The organism is Agrobacterium sp. MS2 (genome assembly GCF_003261015.1).
Classification (GTDB): Bacteria; Pseudomonadota; Alphaproteobacteria; order Rhizobiales; family Rhizobiaceae; genus Agrobacterium; species Agrobacterium pusense.
On sequence record NZ_QLNF01000007.1, the window covers coordinates 37871 to 58206 of the forward strand.

At 59.9% G+C, this 20336-nt stretch carries 21 protein-coding genes; 8 read left to right on the top strand and 13 right to left on the bottom strand.

From position 1 onward, the window contains the following. Positions 1–47 precede the first annotated feature (47 nt). Positions 48–1070, top strand: coding sequence for an NAD-dependent epimerase (locus DOU54_RS01795; RefSeq protein ID WP_108081674.1), 1023 nt, complete (start codon positions 48–50; stop codon positions 1068–1070). On the opposite strand, the gene DOU54_RS01800 is transcribed toward DOU54_RS01795, so the two are convergent. Genes DOU54_RS01800 through DOU54_RS27315 form a run of 4 tightly spaced genes read right to left on the bottom strand, consistent with a single transcriptional unit; the run spans position 1071 to position 5066 of the window. After that, positions 1071–2117 carry a glutathione synthase gene (locus DOU54_RS01800; RefSeq protein WP_004437928.1) on the bottom strand — a complete coding sequence of 349 codons (1047 nt, stop codon included), beginning with the start codon at positions 2115–2117 and terminating at the stop codon, positions 1071–1073. A 10-nt stretch (positions 2118–2127) separates the two neighbouring features. Next, complete coding sequence (locus DOU54_RS01805) at positions 2128–4005, bottom strand: flavohemoglobin expression-modulating QEGLA motif protein (RefSeq protein WP_072495045.1); 1878 nt, start codon at positions 4003–4005, stop codon at positions 2128–2130. Further along, positions 4002–4820, bottom strand: coding sequence for an N-formylglutamate amidohydrolase (locus DOU54_RS01810; protein ID WP_113730357.1), 819 nt, complete (start codon positions 4818–4820; stop codon positions 4002–4004). The genes DOU54_RS01805 and DOU54_RS01810 overlap by 4 nt, the downstream gene beginning before the upstream one ends. Positions 4821–4835: 15 nt before the next feature. Further along, the gene (locus tag DOU54_RS27315; RefSeq protein WP_004437918.1) at positions 4836–5066 is read right to left on the bottom strand and encodes a hypothetical protein; all 231 of its coding nucleotides are present in this window, start codon (positions 5064–5066) and stop codon (positions 4836–4838) included. Positions 5067–5110: 44 nt separating this feature from the next. Here DOU54_RS27315 and DOU54_RS01820 point away from each other — a divergent pair, with 44 nt between their 5' ends. Genes DOU54_RS01820 through DOU54_RS01845 form a run of 6 tightly spaced genes read left to right on the top strand, consistent with a single transcriptional unit; the run spans position 5111 to position 8989 of the window. Further along, a complete protein-coding gene (locus DOU54_RS01820) occupies positions 5111–5332 on the top strand; it encodes a hypothetical protein (RefSeq protein WP_004437916.1) in 222 nt (73 codons plus the stop codon). Positions 5333–5349: 17 nt separating this feature from the next. Beyond that, complete coding sequence (locus tag DOU54_RS01825) at positions 5350–5910, top strand: type 1 glutamine amidotransferase domain-containing protein (RefSeq protein WP_113730359.1); 561 nt, start codon at positions 5350–5352, stop codon at positions 5908–5910. Between the two features lie 60 nt (positions 5911–5970). Beyond that, the gene (locus tag DOU54_RS01830) at positions 5971–6411 is read left to right on the top strand and encodes a PPC domain-containing DNA-binding protein (RefSeq protein ID WP_037090650.1); all 441 of its coding nucleotides are present in this window, start codon (positions 5971–5973) and stop codon (positions 6409–6411) included. Positions 6412–6464: 53 nt separating this feature from the next. After that, positions 6465–7325, top strand: a complete 861-nt coding sequence (locus DOU54_RS01835) for a TIGR02587 family membrane protein (RefSeq protein ID WP_108081678.1) — start codon at positions 6465–6467, stop codon at positions 7323–7325. A 7-nt stretch (positions 7326–7332) separates the two neighbouring features. Continuing rightward, a complete protein-coding gene (locus DOU54_RS01840) occupies positions 7333–7743 on the top strand; it encodes a TIGR02588 family protein (RefSeq protein WP_004437907.1) in 411 nt (136 codons plus the stop codon). Between the two features lie 19 nt (positions 7744–7762). Continuing rightward, the gene (locus tag DOU54_RS01845; protein WP_037090647.1) at positions 7763–8989 is read left to right on the top strand and encodes an NAD(P)/FAD-dependent oxidoreductase; all 1227 of its coding nucleotides are present in this window, start codon (positions 7763–7765) and stop codon (positions 8987–8989) included. 6 nt (positions 8990–8995) lie between these two features. Here the strand turns inward: DOU54_RS01845 and DOU54_RS01850 are convergent, their stop codons facing one another. Continuing rightward, positions 8996–9481: an MgtC/SapB family protein gene (locus DOU54_RS01850; RefSeq protein WP_004437902.1), complete on the bottom strand. Its 486-nt coding sequence runs from the start codon at positions 9479–9481 to the stop codon at positions 8996–8998. Positions 9482–9655: 174 nt separating this feature from the next. On the opposite strand from DOU54_RS01850, the gene DOU54_RS01855 reads away from it, so the two are divergent. Next, entirely contained in the window at positions 9656–10156 is a 501-nt protein-coding gene (locus DOU54_RS01855) for a YciE/YciF ferroxidase family protein (RefSeq protein WP_004437899.1), read from the top strand. Positions 10157–10232: 76 nt separating this feature from the next. On the opposite strand, the gene DOU54_RS01860 is transcribed toward DOU54_RS01855, so the two are convergent. The 8 genes from DOU54_RS01860 to DOU54_RS01895 all read right to left on the bottom strand — a co-directional run bounded on the left by DOU54_RS01860 (position 10233) and on the right by DOU54_RS01895 (position 20334). Further along, positions 10233–12569, bottom strand: a complete 2337-nt coding sequence (locus tag DOU54_RS01860; RefSeq protein WP_006698058.1) for a glucose/quinate/shikimate family membrane-bound PQQ-dependent dehydrogenase — start codon at positions 12567–12569, stop codon at positions 10233–10235. Between the two features lie 93 nt (positions 12570–12662). Then, positions 12663–13004: a hypothetical protein gene (locus DOU54_RS01865; protein WP_022563475.1), complete on the bottom strand. Its 342-nt coding sequence runs from the start codon at positions 13002–13004 to the stop codon at positions 12663–12665. Between the two features lie 124 nt (positions 13005–13128). Continuing rightward, complete coding sequence (locus tag DOU54_RS01870; RefSeq protein ID WP_004437889.1) at positions 13129–13914, bottom strand: 3-hydroxybutyrate dehydrogenase; 786 nt, start codon at positions 13912–13914, stop codon at positions 13129–13131. 4 nt (positions 13915–13918) lie between these two features. Continuing rightward, the gene (locus tag DOU54_RS01875) at positions 13919–15874 is read right to left on the bottom strand and encodes an acetoacetate--CoA ligase (protein WP_037090646.1); all 1956 of its coding nucleotides are present in this window, start codon (positions 15872–15874) and stop codon (positions 13919–13921) included. Next, a complete protein-coding gene (gene mmsB, locus DOU54_RS01880; protein ID WP_037090645.1) occupies positions 15871–16755 on the bottom strand; it encodes a 3-hydroxyisobutyrate dehydrogenase in 885 nt (294 codons plus the stop codon). The genes DOU54_RS01875 and mmsB overlap by 4 nt, the downstream gene beginning before the upstream one ends. Before the next feature lie 13 nt (positions 16756–16768). Further along, on the bottom strand, positions 16769–18364 hold the full coding sequence (locus tag DOU54_RS01885; RefSeq protein ID WP_006698061.1) for a GMC family oxidoreductase: 1596 nt from the start codon (positions 18362–18364) through the stop codon (positions 16769–16771). Between the two features lie 73 nt (positions 18365–18437). Continuing rightward, complete coding sequence (locus tag DOU54_RS01890; RefSeq protein ID WP_037090644.1) at positions 18438–19445, bottom strand: branched-chain amino acid ABC transporter permease; 1008 nt, start codon at positions 19443–19445, stop codon at positions 18438–18440. A 1-nt stretch (position 19446) separates the two neighbouring features. Continuing rightward, positions 19447–20334: a branched-chain amino acid ABC transporter permease gene (locus DOU54_RS01895; protein WP_113730361.1), complete on the bottom strand. Its 888-nt coding sequence runs from the start codon at positions 20332–20334 to the stop codon at positions 19447–19449. Positions 20335–20336: the final 2 nt, after the last annotated feature.

Here is a 20336-nt window from a genome sequence, read left to right on the forward strand (position 1 = left end):
GCGTTTCGGTTTAACCGCAGACGCACCAATGGATTCGGGAAATCATCATGCGTTATCTGGTCACCGGCACAGCAGGCTTTATCGGCTTTTACGTCGCCAAGCGTCTGCTCGATGCTGGTCATTTCGTCACCGGCTTCGACGGCATGACGAAATATTACGATGTCAGCCTCAAGGAAAAGCGTCACGCCATTCTTTCCCGCTCCAACGGCTTCCGGGCGGAGATCGGCATGCTCGAGGATAAGGATGCGCTGAATCGCGCGGCCGACGCCGCCGAGCCTGAAATCATCATTCATCTCGCCGCCCAGGCGGGTGTGCGTTACAGCCTTGAAAATCCCCGCGCCTATGTCGATTCCAATCTCCTTGGCTCGTTCAACATGCTGGAGCTTGCCAGAAGCCTTGATGTCAAGCACCTGATGCTGGCATCGACCTCCTCCATCTACGGCGCCAATGAGAAAATCCCGTTTGCGGAAAGCGACAAGGCCGATGAGCCGATGACGCTTTACGCCGCCACCAAGAAGTCGATGGAACTGATGGCGCACAGTTATGCCCATCTGCATAAGCTGCCCACCACCGCCTTTCGTTTCTTTACAGTCTACGGTCCTTGGGGGCGGCCGGACATGGCGCCGATCAAATTCGTCGACGCCATCTCGAACGGCCGCCCGATCGATATCTACGGTCAAGGCAAAATGAGCCGCGACTTCACCTATATCGACGACCTGGTGGAGGGCATCGTCCGACTGAGCGCGGTCATCCCTTCCGAGGAAAACCGCGTCACACAAGAAGGCGTCACCGACACGCTCTCCCACCATGCACCGTTCCGCGTGGTCAATATTGGCGGCGGCCAGCCGGTGGAATTGATGCATTTCGTCGAGACGGTCGAAAAAGCGGTTGGGAAACCGGCGGTCCGCAACATGCTGCCGATGCAGCAGGGTGACGTTCCCCGCACTTTCGCCTCGCCCGATCTTTTGAGAGCCCTTACCGGCTACGTGCCGCAGACGTCGGTCGAAGAGGGCATCAAAGCCCTCGTCGCCTGGTATCGGCAGATGCAATCCTCCTCGCTGCAGGAATAACTACAGCGTTGCCAGCAGGCGATTGGAGATGGTGCCGCCGGACGCGCTCTGCATGGCGATCTTGGTTTCCACTGCCTCTATGATCGTGTCGCTGAAATCCATATCCGTGAGGTCGCGGATATTGGAAAGTCCGCCCGGCGAAAACACGTTCACCTCCAGTATCTTGTCACCGACGATATCAAGTCCGACAAGGAACATGCCGTCCTCCACCAGCTTCGGCCGCACCATTTCGGCAAGCGCCACGATGTCGTCTGTCACCTTCACGGCCTCCGCCGTACCGCGGGCGTGGATGTTGGAACGCAGATCGCCTTTTGCAGGCACACGGCGAAGGGCGGCATATTTGCCGTCGCGCATCAGCGGCCGGCCATTCATCATGAAGAAGCGGATATCGCCGTCCTTAGCAGCCGGCAGATAGGCCTGCGCGATCAGATAACCCTCGAGGCTGACGGCTTCGAAAATCTGGTTGAGATTGGTTTCCTTGCTGGAGCCGATCTTGAAGACGTTCTTGCCGCCGGAGCCCTGCAGCGGCTTGACGATGACGCCTTTTGGATGGGCATCGGCGAAGGCTCGGATTTCATCCACATTGCGCGAAATAATCGTGGTCGGCCGGACGATTTCGGGAAAGCTCTGGAAATAGAGCTTGTTCTGCGCCAGCGCCAGACCTTCGGGATCGTTCAGTACGACGACACCGCGCTGTTCGGCGAGCCGACCGAACAGGATGCCGGCATGGACCGCCCAGGGCCGTGTGGTCTGGTCGAGCGAGGGATCGTTGCGCAGCATCAGAGCATCGACCTCCTCGACATCCATGGTCCGCCGTTCCAGCGTCTTGTCCTGAAGAGCAGCATGAAACGCTTCGGATTTCTTGTATTTCGCCTTCGGCAGCACCGTGGCATGGATCGTCAGGCTGTCATCCGAACGCAGGGTAAAGTCACCCGGCGTCAGATAGATAACCTCATGGCCGCGATTGAGCGCCGCCATGGCCAGCAGGCCGGTTGCAAAATTCGGCCCCTCGGTTTCAATCGAATTGACGAAAAATGCGATACGCATGAAGCCCCTCCTATAATGTCGCGAGTTCGGCAATGGATATTCCCGCCCGGATTTTTTCCAGACGCTCGTTGGCCCTCGCCGGCAGCAGGAATGCGGGCCTGACGCCTGGCGGGCGCAAAAGGCCGCGCAGGGCAAGCTCCTGCATGACCGGGAAATGCTGGGCGGCTATCTTGCCCATCCAGAACGGATCGAGCGCACCGCCCTTGCGCAGATGGTCCAGCACCTCGGCCAGCCCGCGCAGATAGATCGCGTCCTTCGAGAGGCCGCCGCCGCGATAGATGCGCAACGTCATGTTGAAGGCGCCAGCCTCATCAAAACCATGGTCGCGGGTCATGAGCCGGAACGTCTCCACAAAGCTGGCGCCATCCAGCATGGCGGCACAGCCGACGACGCGGGCCGCAATCAGCCGCAGGCGCTCGCGCGTCATTCCGCCAGCCAGATGCTCCGCGAGCACCGCCAGCCCTTCCTGCACGCCCTCATAGCCGGAGAGGCCGGTGCGAAAGAGCCTGAGCCCCTGAAACGACCCATTGAAATAGGTGAGGAGATGCACACCGATCTCATGCGACAGGAGCGCTTCGACACGGCGCTGTTCCATAACGGTGTGCCGGGAAATCAGAAGTTTCTCGCCCGTCACCATCAGACCCGGCGGCAGGTCGTCGCGGATTTCCACCCGTGCCTTGAAGCCCGGCTCCTCGGCCAAGTAGGACTCGACCATCTCACGCGACTTCCGTGCGACGGCGTAACAATCTACCATCGCGATTTCGCCGCCCTCCTCCCGGCGAGGACAATCCTCCAGCACCCGCAGCGCCAGCGTCAGCAGCGCAGGTTCGACGGCGCCATAGAGGGCGCGGGAAAAATCCGTGAAAGTGCGCCGGTGCAGATTGGCCAGCATCGTCAGTTGCAGATCGATCTCCTGCTGTTTCTCCCGATAGAGATGGTAAAGCACCGGATCTTCCAGATGATCGAAAACCACCGAATAGAGCTTTCGCTTCTGCTCCTCGACATCGACGCCCAACGGCCGGTAGAGAAGACGCGGCGCGAACTGGAAGCTGCCGTCCCGAAATTCCTCGAAGGCCCGGCGGGCATTGATTGGCGTGACGGAGAGAAGGAAATCGAAGGACGATACGATATCGTCGATGGACCTGTCTGCGCGCCTGACCGCATCGACGAAGGCCTTGCGGCCGAGCGCCCTGTGGCTGGTCACCTTGAGCGCGTCCATCCCTGCAGAGAATGACGAGAAGGCTTGCAGGCCCGCGTCGAAAAGATCGGCGATCATCGTCTCGCGCAGGCCCGGATAATCGGCACCGGATTCCGGCTGTCTATAGATCGGCGCGAAACGGACACTGATACAGGGAAAGTCCAGTCCTGCATTCTGAAACCGGAGGATCGGGTCGCCTTCCGGCTCGGGCCGGGTGATGCGCGGTGTACGAAACCGTACCTCGGCGTCACACACAGCCTTGATGAATACCCGACGGGCCTTTTGTGTTTCCGGTTCGGCTGTTGCCGAAACGGAGACCTCATAATGCGGTAAGAAGGGTGAATCGTCGGCAAGCAGGATGTCGTGCTCCAACTCACCGATATCGAGCACGATGAAGGCGCCGAAACGCTCCCGCATGGCCGTACCCACGGCCTCGATCAACGGCGCGGCCTCCTGAACGGTCGAAGCAATGAGATAGGAAGCGTGAGCGGCGGCAATGTCGCGCGCGGCAAGATCTTTCGTGCCGCCGGTCAGATGCAGGCACAGGAAAGGTAGTGGCCGGTCGATATGAAGCCGGCCGTCTTTGCCGATATCGCGACGTATTGCCTTGCCTGCCTGGAGGCAGGATGTCACGTCATCCACCAGCTCGGCAGTGGGAGAAGGGACATCACGGGCGGCAGAAACATTCATCGCCGCGACCTCAGACATTCCTCGACAACGGGCTGAAGTGCCGTGATCATGTCCCGTATTTCCGACACTACGCGCCTGTCCGGCTTTCCTGTCCATTCGTCCATAAAGAATTTCTTGAACTCGATGGCGATGGCACAGCCGTTTTCCGCGAAACGCTCGTGAATGAAACGGGTCTGTTCCCCCTTGCCCTGAAACGCCACGTTCTCGCGGACATCAAGACGGCGTCCGGCAATGGTCGCTGACGCGAAATGATGACCGACGGCGCTGACGATATCGTTCCAGCGGCTGCGGTCCATGGAAAAGGTGCCGATATTGATATCGGGTGCTTCCGCAGGCGTGGTCGGCGGCGCAGCCGGACCCTGCCGGCGATGGTTGTAGGTGTGCACGTCTAGCACGACAAAAGCGCCGTGCCGCCGTTCGAGCGCGGCCAGCGTATTTTCCAGCATCGCGTAATAATCCGCGTGGAAATCCAGAGATTGCCGGACCGCTGCCGGCGCAGGCTCCTGTTTCCATACCTCAAGCCCCCAGGATTGTTCCGGCTTCAGATAGATGGCTTGATCGGCGGCGCGGTTGAGGTCGATTTCGAAACGTGAGTGGTGCACAATGACGCGGTTGGTCAATCCCGCAATCATGTCGCCGGTGAACGGATCTTCCTCTCTCAGGCGTTGTTCGCCCGAAAGGGCCATCAGCCCGGCTACATCTGGCCGTATGCGGTGACCGTCATGGATGGCCGTGCCGATAACCGGCGAATTGCCAAACCCGATCGTCCAGAAGCCCGTATTTTCATCCTTGCCGTCGCTGTGTCTGGCTACCATGCTGCCTCCCCTGCATCAGGGGTAAAACAGCACAAGCGGCCCGTTTGTTCCGGCAAAAATTGCGCGCGATTTATTGGGCCGCAGCACGCATGCGCCGTCAAAAAACTGCGGAACCATACCGGAAAGCTCACGTTGTTCTGGCAGGAGGGCCGCCGTGTCAAACGGACATGATGGCGCTGAAGAACATCGGGGTTTTTCCGTTTTCTCCCGGTGGCCAACGAAACGGCAGTCGAGCTTCTTACCCATCCGGCGTCCCTCCGTTCCCGATTCCACACACTAGGAGCCGCGACATGGAAAAAACCGAAACGCGCAAACTTGCGGAAGAATATCTGCGGCTCGGCGGCACGCGTCAGGTGATGATCGACGACAACAAGACATTTGTGCGCCAATGGGAGCACGAACCAGCTGCAGCCGAGACATTCTGGCAGACGCACATCGAACCGCTCGACGCGGAACGCCGCAAGGACGTGGAATTTTTCCTCCCCTCCGTGAATTCCGACAAGGAAGATTGAACCTAAAGGAGACAGATATGACTGCTATTAACGCCGCAAAAATTCTTATCCTGGCAACCGACGGCTATGAACGCTCGGAGCTCAGGGTGCCCTACGATCAGCTCAAGGCCAAAGGCGCGGATGTAAAGATCGCCTCTATCAAGGAAGGAGAGATCAAAAGCTGGGATGAAAAGGACTGGGGCGACAGTATTGCCGTCGATCTCCTCGCGAAAAGCGTTCGCCCGGATGATTTCGATGCGCTGGTGCTTCCCGGCGGCCAGATCAATCCGGACGTGCTGCGCCATGACGAAGACGCCATGCGGGTGGTCCGCGATTTTCTGAAATCCGGCAAGGTGGTAGCGGCCATCTGCCACGCGCCCTGGCTTCTGGTCGAAGCCGACGACCTTCGCGGCCGTGACGCCACATCCTATTGGTCGATCAAGACCGACCTGAAAAACGCCGGCGCCAACTGGAAGGATGAAAAGGTGGTTACCGACAAGGGGATCATAACCTCCCGCAGCCCCGATGACCTTGATGCCTTTGTGGCCAAGATCGTCGAAGAGGTGGAGGAAGGTCGCCACGAGCGCCGTGCCGCCTGATACACTCCGCAATTCCTTTGTGCCGCCGGCTTACGGCGGCACTTTTTTTGGGAGGAAGTCATGAAAAGCAGATTGCTGGCGAGCGCCGCCGAACGTACCTTCATTCTCGTGATCGAGCCGGAAGAAGAGGCATTCGACGCGATCCGCCGCTTTGCGCGGACCGAAAACATCAACGCGGCGTCGGTGACGGCGATCGGTGCCTTCTCCACCGCGACGCTTGCGTTTTTCGACCTTTCATCGCGAGAATACAAAGAAATACCCGTGACGGAACAGAGCGAGGTCCTGAGCCTGCTCGGCGATATTACCCTTGACGAAAACGATACGCCGAACCCGCACCTGCATGTCGTTCTGGGCTTTGCCGATGGCTCGACCAGGGGCGGGCACTTTCTGAAAGGCGTGGTACGACCGACACTGGAGGTGGTTATCCGCGAAACACCCGCAGAACTGCGACGCAGCTATATCAGTGACTTCGGCATAGCCCTCATCGACCCCGCGAAATAATCCCGCGGAACCGGAAAAACGCCATTGCGTTATCTCTTCACACGGGGGATGGCATGGCGGCGACAATCGATGGGGACGGTGAAGGCGACGACGAGGTCAGACAGTTTCTGACAGGTCTGGCGCGAGGAACGGCGGGCGCATTGCTGTTTGCCCTGCCCATGCTGATGACCATGGAGATGTGGTTTCTGGGCCTTTACATCAGCCCATGGCGGCTCCTGCTGCTTTGCGTCCTCAACCTGCCGCTCCTCCTACTTCTCGCCCGTCGGATCGGGTTCGAGAATATTCACTCCTGGAGCCAGGCGGCGCGAGACGCAATAACCGCCTACGGGCTGGGCGTCGCGGTGAGCGCGGCCGCACTTCTGCTGTTCGGTGTCCTCAACGACCAGATCACCGCCTCCAACATCGTCACAAAGGTTGCGTTACAATCCGTTCCCGCGAGCATAGGCGCCCTGCTTGGCCGCAGCCAGCTTGGACAGCATTCCGATGAGCAGGATGAAGAGAAAGGCGAATATTCGGGCGAGACCGGATATCTGCACGAGCTTTTCATGATGGTGGTGGGTGCGCTCTTTCTGAACCTCAACGTCGCGCCGACGGAAGAAATGATCCTCATCGCCTATAAGGTGACCCCCTATCACATTCTCGCCCTGTGCCTGCTGTCGATCGCCATCATGCATGGTTTCGTCTACGCGCTTCATTTCAAGGGCTCGCATCGGCTCCACGAGGGACAGAAATGGTGGCAATCCTTCATCCGCTTCACCCTGCCGGGCTACGTCATCGCCATCGGCATCAGCATCTACACGCTCTGGACTTTCGAACGCCTCGACCACACCTCCCTGTCGCAGATATTGAATGCCGCCGTCATTCTCGGCGTTCCCGCCTCGATCGGCGCCGCCTCGGCCCGGTTGATCCTGTGAGGACATGATGACAATCTCCAAGGATGGAAAACACACGGAAAGTTCCGATCCGCACTGGATCGAATGGGTCACGGGCGCCATCTGCACCCTGCTCGTCGCCGCCATGCTCGGCTGGATCCTCTACGACATCTATCGCTACGAACCGGACGACGCCCGCTTCGAGATCGCCGTGACAGACGTTAACGGTGAGCCGGGGCAATATCGGGTGAAATTCGATATCCGCAATCTCTCCATGACGACGGCGGCGCAGGTGCAGGTGCGCGGAGATCTGCAGCAGGACGGCGGCACGCAGGAAAGCGCGGACGTGACATTCGATTACGTTGCCTCGGAATCGCGCGACAGCGGAACGCTTTTCTTCCGCAACGATCCCGCAGGCGGGAGGCTTATCATCAACGTCGCCGGCTATACCGAACCGTGACAGTTTTCAGGACCATTTCATGACCGCATCAGACCTGACGAAGGAACGCGACCTCAGGGAGTCAACCCCGCTCTGGGCCGATACGCCGCGGATCAGTGTCAGAAGCGGCAAGACGCCGAAAGACAACCACTACGACACAATCGTTGTCGGGACCGGCATCAGCGGCGCGCTGGTAGCCCACTCGCTGCATCGCCCGGGACGATCCATGCTGATCGTTGACCGACGCGAACCCGTCAAAGGAAGCAGCATGGCGAGCACCGCAATGATACAGCACGAGATCGACACGCCGCTGACGAAACTCCGGACGATGATCGGCAGGAAGGCCGCAGACAGGGCTTGGCAGCGCTCGGCGCGCGCGGTTCTTCGTCTGGAGGAAATCGTCACCTCGCTCAATATTTCCTGCGGCATGAGGCGAAAACAGGCACTGTACCTCGCCGGTGACGATATGGGTTCGCGCGCTCTGAAGGCAGAGGCGGATGCCCGCGCAGAAGCCGGCATCGAGGCTGAGTTTCTCGGTGCCGCGCAACTGAGAGAGCATTATGGCTTGGAGCGGACCGCCGCCATCGTCAGCGACATATCGGCCTCCGCCAATCCCGCCCAGTTGACAGCGGGTCTGCTGCGCCATACCGCGAGCGCTGGAGCGGAAATCGTCGCTTCTCTGGAAATCACCGATCTCAGAAACGTTGGCGACGAAGTAATCGTCGCCACTGCCAACGGGAAAATCCTCTCCGCCGGCAACATCGTATTTTGCACCGGGTATGAGTTCTTGAAAGCGCTTGAAAGCCCGACACACCGGATCATTTCCACCTGGGCGCTGGCCAGCAGGAAAGGGCTGGATCTGCCGGACTGGCTGCAAAGCCACATCGTATGGGAGGCGGCAGACCCCTATCTCTATCTGCGAACCGACCGTGAGGGACGAGTGATTGCCGGCGGCGAGGACGAGGAAAATCCTGTCTCCTATCAGTCGAAGAGCAAGCTGGCAGGCAAGACGCGAACGATCCGCCGCAAGATTGAAAAACTGCTGGGCGTGGATATCGGCGAACCCGATTATCGCTGGGCGGGAGCCTTTGGTACGACCACCACGGGCCTGCCGCTGATCGGCCTCGTTCCGGGCATGAAGAATGTCTATGCGGTGATGGGGTTCGGCGGCAACGGCATCACTTTCAGCCAGATCGCCGCCGAAATCGTGGCCGCCACCATCAATGGCGGTACCGACCCCGACGCCGATCTTTTTCACTTCCGCTGATGCCGGTCATTCATCCTTGATACCGGTTACCACCTGGATACGGCGAAGCGTCCATAATACGACGATGCCCATTGCTGCGGCGAGCAGAGCGAGCGGCCACATGCCAAGACCGGCCGAGAGGCCGATCGCCGCCGAAAGCCACATGCTTGCGCCCGTCGTCAGCCCCTTGACGTCGCCCTTGGTGTAAACGACCACACCTGCGGCGAGAAAGGCGATACCGGCGGTTACGGCTTCCACCAGTCGGATGGGATCGAGCCGCGCTGCCTCATGCCCTTCCGCCATCGTTTCCATCATATGGATGGTGATGACGCAGAAAGTGACGGCGGCAAGGCCGATGAGCATATTGGTGCGCAGACCAGCGGTGTTTTTGTGAAATTCGCGCTCCAGACCGATCAGGCCGCACAGGATGACCGCGCCGAACACGCGCACCAGCAGCACCTCGAACGGAATGGAAATATTCATGGAAAATTCTTCTGCAAGGCTTTGGGGCACTGTCGCGTCTCCTCCCGGAAATTTCTCCACACTAAGTTCGAAAAGGCGCGATGGTTCCGCACAGCAATATAAACGTTGCGTACAACCGAACCGGAACCATAGGAGCAGCTGAAAGTTTGTTTCCCGTGCGCATGAGCGCACATCGTGCATTTCCACTTCATGGGAGAAGGACCAATGGCCGAGAAGAAACTCGACGACCTGTTTTACGACACGCTGAAGGACATCTACTACGCCGAAAGGCAGATCCTGAAAGCCCTGCCGAAAATGGCGCGGGCGGCGACCGACCCGAAGCTGAAGCAGGCTTTCGAAAAGCACAAGGAAGAAACGCAGGGCCACGTAGAGCGCCTGCAGGAAGTATTCGAGATCATTGGCAAGCGCGCCCAGGGCAAGACCTGCGAAGCCATCCAGGGCATCATCGCCGAGGGCGAGGAAATCATGGAGGATTTCAAGGGCACCGCCGCCCTCGACGCCGGTCTCGTCTCATCCGCCCAGGCGGTCGAACACTATGAAATCGCCCGCTACGGCACGCTGAAGGCCTGGGCGGAAAAGCTCGGCCATACCAAGGCGGTGTCGCTGCTCGATGCCACTCTTAAGGAAGAGTCGAAGACAGACGACGCGCTGACCGCGCTTGCCAAGACTTCGGTGAACGCCGCGGCCGAGAAGAAGGCCGCCTGACGCCATCCGCATCGGCTCAAAGAAAAACCGGAATGGTCAGCCATTCCGGTTTTTTATTGTCGTCGTAGCCTGAAGGTTACGGCAGGGTGTAGGCGATGACGTAGTCGCCCGGTTTGGTCCCGACGGAACCGTGACCGCCCGCAACCATCACCACATATTGCTTGCCGTCTTCCAGTGCATAGGTCATCGGCGTTGCCTGACCGCCGGCGGGCAGGCGCGCTTCCCAGAGCTGCTTGCCGGTGGTGAGGTCATAAGCCCGCAGATAATTATCCACTGCGGCACCCAGGAAGGCTACGCCGCCCTTGGTGATCATCGGTCCGCCAATTCCCGGCACGCCCACCTTGAAGGGGAGCGGCAGCGGGGTCATGTCATAGACCGTACCGTTCTTGTGCTTGTAGGCCACATCCCCGGTGCGCAGGTCCGCGCCGGCGACATAACCCCACGGCGGCGCCTGGCAGGGAATCTGCAGCGGGCCGAGGAACGGTCCCATGAAAACGCCATAGGGCGCACCGTCATTACGGTTCAGACCCTGCTCGCTGCCCTTTTCGTCCTGACCCTTCGGCGGAATCTGATCGCGCGGGACGAGCTGGGAGGTGAAGGCGAGATAGGTCGGCATACCGAACATGACCTGCCTTTCAGGATCCACAGCCACACTGCCCCAGTTGAAAGTGCCGAAATTGCCGGGATAGATGATCGAGCCGGTCAGTGACGGCGGGGTGTAGCGGCCCTTGTAGTTCAGCTGATGGAAGCGGATGCGGCAGGCGAGCTGGTCGAACATGGAGACGCCCCACATGTCCTTTTCCTGCAATGGCTCCGGCTTGAACGAGAGGGCCGTTGTCGGCTGCGTCGGCGAGGTAAAGTCCTCGGGGATCGCACCGCCCGGGGCTGGCTCCTCCGTGATCGGCAGAAGCGGCTCGCCGGTGCGCCGGTCGAGAACGTAGATATCCCCCTGCTTCGTTGGCCCGACGAGCGCAGGAACGGTCTGACCATCCTTGGTTATGTCGAGCAACACCGGCTGGGCCGGCACATCCATGTCCCAGAGATCGTGATGAACCGTCTGGCGCACCCAGCGATCCTTGCCCGTATTGATATCGAGCGCGACGATGGAGGAAGAATATTTCTCCACATTCTCGCTGCGGCCCATGCCGAGCTGGTCCGGGACCTGATTACCGAGCGGGACATAAACGAGCCCGAGGCCTTCGTCATAACTGAAGACGGACCAGCTGTTCGGCGAGTTGGTCGTGTAGGTCTCACCGGCCGCAATCGGCTCGGTCTTTTGCGGGTTCCCGGAATCCCAGTTCCAGATGAGCGCACCGCTGTTCACATCGAAAGCGCGGATCACGCCGGACTGTTCCTGCGTGGAGTAATTGTCATTCACCGCGCCGCCGATGATGATCTTGCCCGCAGCAATCACGGGCGGCGATGTCGAATAATAATAGCCGGCGGGATTATATTTCATGCCCTGCTCGAGATGCAGCACACCCTGATCGGCAAAGGAGGTGCAAACCTGGCCGGTGGCGGCATCGAGCGCGATCAACCGTGCATCCGACGTGGGCAGATAGACCCGCTCGGCGCAGGCCGTTCCCGGCGCGGCACCCGGTTCGGCATAATAGGACACGCCGCGGCACGTCTGGTGCTGGCGATCCGGATTGAGGCCGACATTCGGATCGTATTTCCATTTTTCCTTGCCTGTCGCGGCATCGATGGCGATGGCCCAATTATGCGGCGTGCAGATGAAAAGCGTATTGCCGATCTTGAGCGGCGTCACCTGATAGGTGGTTTCGCCCACATCGTCCGGCAGCTTCACGTCGCCGGTCTGGTAACGCCACGCTTCCTTCAATTGCGAAACATTGTCGACATTGACCTGGGTCAGTGGGGAATAACGCTGCCCATAGGGCGTGCGGCCATATTGATGCCAGTCACCGTCAGGCACATTGCCGCCATAGGCGGGCGTCGCGGATGCCGTTTCCTGCGGCAAGGACCCTGGCTGATCATGCGGGTCCTGTGCCATCGAATATCCGGCAACCGCGATGGAAGCGAGAACGGAAAGCGCCAGCGGCCAGGCATTCGGCCCATAGCTCAGCCCCGTCGGGCTTGCAAAACCGAGTGGCTTCCTCACCCAGGGCACCAGGAGCCAGAGGCCTATCACAATGATAAAACCGCCGCGCGGGCCAAGCTGCCACCAGTCAAAACCGACTTCCCAGACGGCCCACGCAAGTGTTGCGACAATGAAGACGGCATAGACGTGAAGTGCTGCGCGATTGCGCTTGAAGAGCAGAACGGCCGTCAACAGAAAGGCCAGTCCGGAAAGCACATAATAAAAACTGCCCCCAAGCATCACAAGCTGGGAGCCGAAACCGAACAGCGCGAGGCCGATGAGCGTGAGAAAAACTGCAGTGACGGTGACTGCCATGAATGAAACCCCCGATTCCTGTCACTTTGTGTGAAATGAAATCGGGAGCAATATGGTTCCATTCAAACGCCACGAAAATTCATGGCATCTGCGTCACGGGTTCTGTGGCGCCCCCGTGGAGTCCTGCGGGGAAGGGTTTCGCTCCGTTGAAGCCGGCGGCGAAGCACGGCCGTTTGCGGGATTGTTGTCGAAGCTTTCAGAGCCCGACGGCTGCTGCGGGACGGGAGCGTTCTCCGTCTGCGGATTTTGCGGCAGGTTCTCGTCCGGTTCGAAAACCGCGTATTCCACAACAGCCCAGACCACCAGCGCTAACAACACGCTGACGATCAGAATGACAAGAACCGGACGTCCTGTCGATCCTTGCCGTGCCCGTGTGGCCGTCTCCTTTTTCGGAGCATCCCGACCGTCGAGATAGCTGGTATTTTCTCTGGCCATGTCTTTCACTCCCTAAACTCTGTCAATCTAATCCACAGGGAGAGGTTTTGTTCCCGCGAGGGGCCGGCGCATTCGACATGGCGCAATCTGGCTCTTACCGGAAGAGGGCGTCCGGGCCTCTCGGTTATTTCGCGGTCCAGCCGCCATCGATGGAAATGGTGGTGCCGGTGATGGAACGGGCCATATCGCCAGCGAGATAAAGTGCCATTTCGGCGATTTCCTCCGGCTGGATGAAGCGTCTTGTCGGCTGCGGCGCAAGCATCACCTTTTTCACCACATCTTCCTCACTCATGCCGTGTACCCTCGCCTGATCCGCGACCTGCGCGGCCACAAGCGGGGTCCAGACATAGCCGGGGCAGATGGCGTTACAGGTGATGCCGAGTTCGGCAACCTCCAGCGCAACGCTTTTCGTCAGTCCCACCACCGCATGTTTGGTTGCCACATAGGGCGCCTTGAAGGGAGACGCGCGCAAACCATGCGCGGAAGCGATGTTGACGATGCGGCCCCAGCCTCTTTCCTTCATGCCCGGCAAAGCAGCGCGGATGGTGTGAAAGGCGCTGTCGAGAGAAATGGCAACGATGCGGGAAAAATCCGCGAAGTCGAACTCATCGATCGGCGCGACCTTCTGAATGCCGGCATTGTTGACGAGGACATCGACATGGCCGAATTCCGCAATGACCTTTTCAGGCAGATGCGCGCTTTCTTCATAGTTCGCGAGGTTGGCGGAGAAATAGGCCGGTCTTTGCCGCGCCACTTTCCCTACAGCCTCCAGCGCCTGCGTCGCCTCCTCCACCGTTTCTATGCCATGCACAGCGACCAGATAGCCCGCCTCGGCGAAACGCCTGGCGATGGCAAGTCCGATGCCGCTGGTGGAACCGGTGACAAGCACGGTTTTCGGTTGATCCTCCATGGGCCTAGTCCTTCAGCTGCGGCAGGTTGCGGAAAAGTTCGAGCGCTTCGGGATTGGCGAGCGCATCGGCATTCTTCACCGGCCGACCATGGATGGTGTCGCGCACCGCGATTTCGGAAATCTTGCCGGAGCGTGTGCGTGGGATAGCGCTGACAGCAATGATCCTTGCCGGCACATGCCGCGGCGTCGCCCCCGAACGGATGCGGCTGCGGATGGTCTTTTCCAGCTCTTCCGTCAAGGCAGCACCACCCTTCATGCGCAGGAAGAGGATGACCCGCTGGTCCCCGTCGATATCCTGCCCAACGGCAATGGCCTCCTCTACTTCGGGCACGGTTTCCACCTGCCGGTAGATTTCCGCAGTCCCGATGCGCACCCCACCTGGATTAAGCGTCGTGTCCGAGCGTCCATGGATCACATAACCGCCGGAGGGCCGCAGTTCGGCGAAATCGCCATGCGCCCAGATGCCGGGGAAACGATCGAAGTAGGCGGCCTGATAGCGCGAACCATCCTCATCGCCCCAGAATTTCACCGGCATGGACAGATGCGCATTCCGGCAGACGAGTTCACCGGGGACGCCGCGAACGGAACGGCCCTCATCGTCAAGCGTATCGATATCCATGCCGAGCATCGCGCCCTGCAATTCACCGCGATGAACCGGCTGTAGGGGATTGCCGCCGAGGAAACAGGCGCAGATGTCGGTGCCGCCGGAAATGGAGGCGAGATGCACATCCGCCTTCCAGTCGCGATAGATATAATCGAAGGATTGCGGGATGAGCGGTGAACCAGTGGAGAGAATTGTTCGCAGCGATGAAAGATCATGGCTTTCCCGCGGTTTCAGTCCCGCCTTCAGGCATGCATCGATAAATTTCGCAGACGTGCCGAACGTGGCGATCCCTTCGGCGTTGATGAGATCGATCAGCCGGCCGGGCGTCGGATAGCCGGGATTGCCATCATAGGTGACGAGGGTGGTACCGAGCGCGAGACCGGAGACCTGCCAGTTCCACATCATCCAGCCGCAGGTGGTGAAATAGAAAAAGCGCTCACCCTCCTTGATATCGCATTGCAGTTTCAGCTCCTTCATGTGCTGAAGAAGCAGGCCGCCGCCGGAATGGGTGATGCATTTCGGCTTGCCTGTCGTGCCGGAGGAATAAAGGATCACCAGCGGCGCCTTGACGGGCAGACGGTTGAAGACAATCTCGCCCGCCGCATAAGGCGCAACGAAAGCCGCAAGCGTGACGCAGCCGAGATCAGTAAGGCTTTCGGGAACGGTTTCACCGATCAGAACGATCTTTTCAGGGGCCGCACTTTCCGCCACGGCGCGGATGGTCGGGCCGACGTCGATCCGTTTACCGGCATAACCATATTCCGGCACGGCGATGATGATTTTCGGGCCGATCTGAGACAGGCGGTCAGAGGCGCCTGCCGGGCCGAAATCCGGAGAGCAGGACGACCAGATGGCACCGATGGCGCTCACGGCCAGATATCCCACGATCGCCTCTATATCATGGGTGACGATCGCCCCGACGCGATCACCTTCCTGCACCCCGGCATGCACGAGCGCCTGCACCATGCGGGACACTGCGTTGTAAAGCCCCTTGCGGCTTATCTCGCGCCTTGTACCATCGTCACGATGAGCGATGATGGCCAACCGCTCATCGGCATCGCGCAGAAGGTTTTCGGCGTAATTCAACCTCGCGCCCGGATAGAACTCAGCCTCCCGGATCGTCGCGCCCGGCTTGAACGCAACGTCGCCGCGCGTGCCGATAATGCCGAGCTCGTCCCACAGCGCATCGTAAAACTCTTCCGGCGCGTCGATGGACCAGCGCAGCAGGCCGGCATAATCATCGGCGGCCTGCCCGTGTATCTTTGCGGTTCTTGTCGCGAAGGCGAAAAGCGCCGAGCGCTTCACCCTCTCTTCCGGCGGCACCCACAGAATGTCAGATGGCGCGGCGGCTGTCATGCTCTGCTCCCGCGCAGCATCTCAACGATGGCGGAAAAATCACGCCCGCCCTGCCCGTCGTCGACGAAGCTCTCATAAAGCGCTGCCGCAGCAGCACCGAGCGGCGTGGAGGCGTCAGCACCATTGGCCGCCTCCTGAGAAAGCTTCAGGTCCTTGAGCATCAAGGCTGCGGCGAATCCGGGCTGGTAATCCTTGTTGGCGGGTGATGTCGGCACCGGACCCGGCACCGGGCAATAGGTGGTGAGCGACCAGCATTGCCCGGAAGAGGTGGAGGCGACATCGAACAGCGCCTGGTGCGAAAGCCCGAGTTTTTCGCCGAGCACAAAAGCCTCGGAAACCGCGATCATGGAAATGCCGAGGATCATGTTGTTGCAGATCTTGGCCGCCTGCCCGTTGCCGCCCTTGCCGCAATGCACGATCTTTTTGCCCATGGCTTCCAGCAGCGGCTTCGCCGCCGAAAAAGCCTCCGCCTCACCACCGCACATGAAGGTCAGGGTGCCGGCGGCCGCACCGCCCGTGCCGCCGGAAACGGGGGCGTCGACCGAAGGGCAGCCGGCGGAAGCGGCCAGTTCATGCGCCTTCAATGCGCTTGCCATATCCACGGTCGAGCAGTCGATAAGGAGCGTTCCGGCAGAGATTTTACCAATCAGATCGCCATAGGCCGAAACGACATGTTCGCCCTTGGGCAGCATGGTGATGACCACATCAGCCGCGTTGACTGCTTCGGCAGAATTCGCGGCAACCGGAATGCCCGCCTCCTTTGCCGCTGCACGGCAGGCTTCGGCAAGATCGTATCCCCTGACGGCATATCCCGCCTTGACGAGATTGGCGGCCATCGGCAGGCCCATATGTCCCAGCCCCAGAAAAGCGATGGTCTTCATCGGTAGGTTCCTTTCAGCGATTATCCGCAAGGATCATGTCGGCGGCCTTTTCGGCAATCATGATCGTCGGCGAATTGGTATTTCCGGATGTAATGCGCGGCATCACCGAGGCATCGGCGACGCGCAGCCCGGCGAGGCGGCGGAACTTCAGGCGCGCATCAACGACACTTTCCATATCCGACCCCATGCGCAGCGTGCCGACAGGGTGGAAGATGGTGGTGCCGATATCACCTGCCGCCTTGGCAAGATCATTGTCGTTTTCGAAGGAGGGGCCGGGCCGGTATTCCTCCGGCCTGAAGCGGGAAAAGGCCGGCTGGGCGACGATGCGGCGCGTCAGCCGCATGGCATCTATGGCCACCTTCCGGTCGCCTTCGGTGGAAAGATAGTTCGGGCGGATTTCCGGTTGCATGGCGAAATCCGGTCCTTTCACATGCACTGAGCCACGGCTTTCCGGCCGCAGATTGCAGACGCTTGCCGTTATGGCGGGAAAAGTGTGAACCGGATCCCCGAACTTGTCGAGCGAAACCGGCTGCACATGATATTCCAGATCAGCGGTTTCCTTTTCCGGCGAAGAGCGGGTGAAGACACCGAGCTGGCTCGGCGCCATGGACATCGGCCCGGAGCGCGTCAGCGCATATTCCAGGCCGATCCGCGCCTTGCCGAAGAGCGTCGAGGCCCGCTCATTGAGCGTCAGAACACCGGAGACCTTGTAGACCATGCGCAGTTGCAGATGGTCCTGCAGGTTCTCGCCCACACCCTGAACCTCCGCCACCGTATCGATACCCGCAGCCTGCAACACATCCCCACGGCCGACCCCGGAAAGCTCCAGAACATGCGGCGAGCCGATTGCGCCGGCGGACAGCACGGTTTCGCGCCGCGCCCGCATTTTTTTCAGGACGCCGTCATGATGGAATTCGACACCCGTCACCCGGTCTTCTTCGATGATGAGCCTTTTGACATGGGCCTTGGTCAAAACGGTGAGGTTCTTGCGGCCAAGCACCGGTTTCAGGAATGCTTTCGCCGTGTTCCAGCGCCAGCCCGCCCGCTGGTTGACATCGAAATAACCGGCCCCTTCATTGTCTCCGCGGTTGAAATCGTCAGTCGCGGGAATACCCGCTTCTCCTGCCGCCTTCTGGAAGGCATCAAGCACATCCCAGCGCACGCGGGCCTTTTCCACACGCCACTCGCCCCCGCTGGAATGCAGGTCACTCTTGCCGCGATAAAAATCTTCAGACTTCAGGAAATAGGGCAGGATGTCGTTCCAGCCCCAGCCTTCGCAGCCAAGCTGCCGCCAGACGTCATAGTCCCGCGCCTGCCCGCGCATATAGATCATGCCGTTGATGGAGGAGCAGCCGCCCAGCACCTTGCCGCGCGGATAGATCAGCGCGCGTCCATTCAGGCCAGGCTCTTCCGCCGTCTTGAAACACCAGTCCGTGCGTGGATTGTTGATGCAATAGAGATAACCGACCGGAATATGGATCCAGTGGTAGTTATCGTTGCCGCCCGCTTCCAGAAGCAGCACGCGGTTGTTCGGGTCTTTCGAAAGGCGGTTGGCGAGAACGCATCCGGCGCTCCCCGCTCCGATGACGATATAGTCATATTCGCCCATTCTCTTCTCCACACGCCATCCTTGCCGCGTCGTCTCGAACGCGGGGAGGCTTTTCAGGTGTTTTCAAAATTGGCTAGCTGCGGTGCTGAAAGCCGAGTTTCCGCCCCAGCCGGGAAGCATAAAATTCACCGATCAGACCGCGACGGAACACCAGAACGCAGGCCATGAAGACGAGGCCGGTGATGATGGTGACCGGGAAGTCCGAGGTCGCGAGATAGTTCTGCAGGGTCACGACAAGGCCCGCGCCGAAAATCGGGCCGATCATGGTGCCGATGCCGCCGAGCAGCGTCATCAGGATCACCTCACCGGACATCTGCCATGTGACGTCGGTCAGCGTCGCGAACTGGAATACCAGCGCCTTCAGCCCGCCAGCAAGCCCGGCGAGCGCCGCCGACATGACGAAGGCGCCGAGCTTGTAGCGCTGCACGCTATAGCCGAGTGAAATGGCGCGTTGCTCGTTTTCACGGATCGACTTCAGGATCATGCCGAACGGCGAATTGACGAAACGCCAGATGACCAGCAGCGCCAACACGAAGGCGGCAAGCACCGTGTAATAGATATTGAGCGGACCATTGAGATCGAGAATACCGAAGAGATGGCCGCGCGGCACGCCCTGCAGGCCGTCCTCTCCACGAGTGAACGGTGCTTGCAGGCAGAAGAAATAGAACATCTGCGACAAGGCGAGCGTGATCATGGCGAAATAGATGCCCTGTCGGCGAATGGCGAAAAAGCCGATGACAAGGCCGAGGAGAGCGGCACCGGCCATGCCGATGACCAGACCAATTTCCGGTGTGACACCCCATTCCTTCACGGAATAGGCGGTGAAATAGGCGGCGCCGCCAAAGAACGCCGCATGGCCGAAGGAAAGCAGCCCGGTATAACCGATCAGCAGATTGAAGGCGCAGGCAAAGAGCGCAAAGCAGAGAAGCTTCATCAGGAAGATCGGATAAACGAACATCGGCGCGGCGATGAGAATGGCAAGCCCGGCCAGAATGAGCACCGTCTTGATGGTTGCTGCCGTCGTCGATACTTCCGTCCGCGGCATTGCGCCGGCTGTCGGGCTATGGGTGGCTTTGGACATATCAGGCGTCCTTTCCGAAAAGTCCGGCGGGGCGGATGAGCAGCACAAAGGCCATGATGACGAAGATGACGATATTGGAGGCCTCAGGGTAGAACACCTTGGTGAGGCCCTCGGCGATACCGAGCATGTAGCCGGTGACGATGGCGCCCATGATCGAGCCCATGCCGCCAACGACCACCACCGCAAAGACGACGATGATGAGGTTTGTGCCCATCAGCGGCGAGACCTGATAGATGGGGGCGGCGAGAACGCCGGTGAAACCCGCAAGGCCGGCGCCGAGCGCGTAGGTGAGCGTCAACAGAACAGGCACATTGATGCCGAAAGCCTGCACAAGGGTCGGGTTTTCCGTCGCGGCGCGCAGATAGGAGCCGAGACGCGTCTTTTCGATCAAGGCCCAGGTGGCGATGCACACGATCAGCGAGATCACGACGACGAAGGCGCGGTAGTTCGGCAGGAACATGAAGCCGAGATTGGTGCCGCCTGCGAGTTCGCGCGGCACCGAATAGGGTTGGCCCGCCGCGCCGTAAAGCCACCGGAACGTGCCTTCCACCACCAGCGCCAGGCCGAAGGTGAAGAGCAGACCATAGAGTGGATCGAGATCATAAAGCCGCGACAGAAGGAAACGTTCGATGATCGCCCCGAACAGCGCGACGACGAGCGGCGCGACGATGAGCGCCACCCAGAAATTGATGCCGAAATATTGCAGGCCGAGAAAGGCGACGAAAGCGCCGAGCATATATTGCGCGCCATGGGCAAAATTGATGACGCGCAGCAGCCCGAAGATGACAGCAAGCCCAAGTGACAACAGCGCATAGAATGAGCCGTTGATAAGGCCGACCAGCAATTGCCCGAGGAGCGCCTGAATTGGAACGCCGAAGATCATCGTCATGG

Bases quoted from the DNA above. Each gene is read 5' to 3' on its own strand.
- DOU54_RS27315 (WP_004437918.1), bottom strand. From the start codon at position 5,066: ATGGGTAAGAAGCTCGACTGCCGTTTCGTTGGCCACCGGGAGAAAACG.
- DOU54_RS01885 (WP_006698061.1), bottom strand. From the start codon at position 18,364: ATGGGCGAATATGACTATATCGTCATCGGAGCGGGGAGCGCCGGATGC.
- DOU54_RS01890 (WP_037090644.1), bottom strand. From the start codon at position 19,445: ATGTCCAAAGCCACCCATAGCCCGACAGCCGGCGCAATGCCGCGGACG.
- DOU54_RS01795 (WP_108081674.1), top strand. From the start codon at position 48: ATGCGTTATCTGGTCACCGGCACAGCAGGCTTTATCGGCTTTTACGTC.
- DOU54_RS01830 (WP_037090650.1), top strand. From the start codon at position 5,971: ATGAAAAGCAGATTGCTGGCGAGCGCCGCCGAACGTACCTTCATTCTC.
- mmsB (WP_037090645.1), bottom strand. From the start codon at position 16,755: ATGAAGACCATCGCTTTTCTGGGGCTGGGACATATGGGCCTGCCGATG.
- DOU54_RS01855 (WP_004437899.1), top strand. From the start codon at position 9,656: ATGGCCGAGAAGAAACTCGACGACCTGTTTTACGACACGCTGAAGGAC.
- DOU54_RS01820 (WP_004437916.1), top strand. From the start codon at position 5,111: ATGGAAAAAACCGAAACGCGCAAACTTGCGGAAGAATATCTGCGGCTC.
- DOU54_RS01860 (WP_006698058.1), bottom strand. From the start codon at position 12,569: ATGGCAGTCACCGTCACTGCAGTTTTTCTCACGCTCATCGGCCTCGCG.
- DOU54_RS01895 (WP_113730361.1), bottom strand. From the start codon at position 20,334: ATGACGATGATCTTCGGCGTTCCAATTCAGGCGCTCCTCGGGCAATTG.
- DOU54_RS01825 (WP_113730359.1), top strand. From the start codon at position 5,350: ATGACTGCTATTAACGCCGCAAAAATTCTTATCCTGGCAACCGACGGC.
- DOU54_RS01805 (WP_072495045.1), bottom strand. From the start codon at position 4,005: ATGAATGTTTCTGCCGCCCGTGATGTCCCTTCTCCCACTGCCGAGCTG.
- DOU54_RS01835 (WP_108081678.1), top strand. From the start codon at position 6,465: ATGGCGGCGACAATCGATGGGGACGGTGAAGGCGACGACGAGGTCAGA.
- DOU54_RS01840 (WP_004437907.1), top strand. From the start codon at position 7,333: ATGACAATCTCCAAGGATGGAAAACACACGGAAAGTTCCGATCCGCAC.
- DOU54_RS01800 (WP_004437928.1), bottom strand. From the start codon at position 2,117: ATGCGTATCGCATTTTTCGTCAATTCGATTGAAACCGAGGGGCCGAAT.
- DOU54_RS01810 (WP_113730357.1), bottom strand. From the start codon at position 4,820: ATGGTAGCCAGACACAGCGACGGCAAGGATGAAAATACGGGCTTCTGG.
- DOU54_RS01865 (WP_022563475.1), bottom strand. From the start codon at position 13,004: ATGGCCAGAGAAAATACCAGCTATCTCGACGGTCGGGATGCTCCGAAA.
- DOU54_RS01870 (WP_004437889.1), bottom strand. From the start codon at position 13,914: ATGGAGGATCAACCGAAAACCGTGCTTGTCACCGGTTCCACCAGCGGC.
- DOU54_RS01875 (WP_037090646.1), bottom strand. From the start codon at position 15,874: ATGACAGCCGCCGCGCCATCTGACATTCTGTGGGTGCCGCCGGAAGAG.
- DOU54_RS01845 (WP_037090647.1), top strand. From the start codon at position 7,763: ATGACCGCATCAGACCTGACGAAGGAACGCGACCTCAGGGAGTCAACC.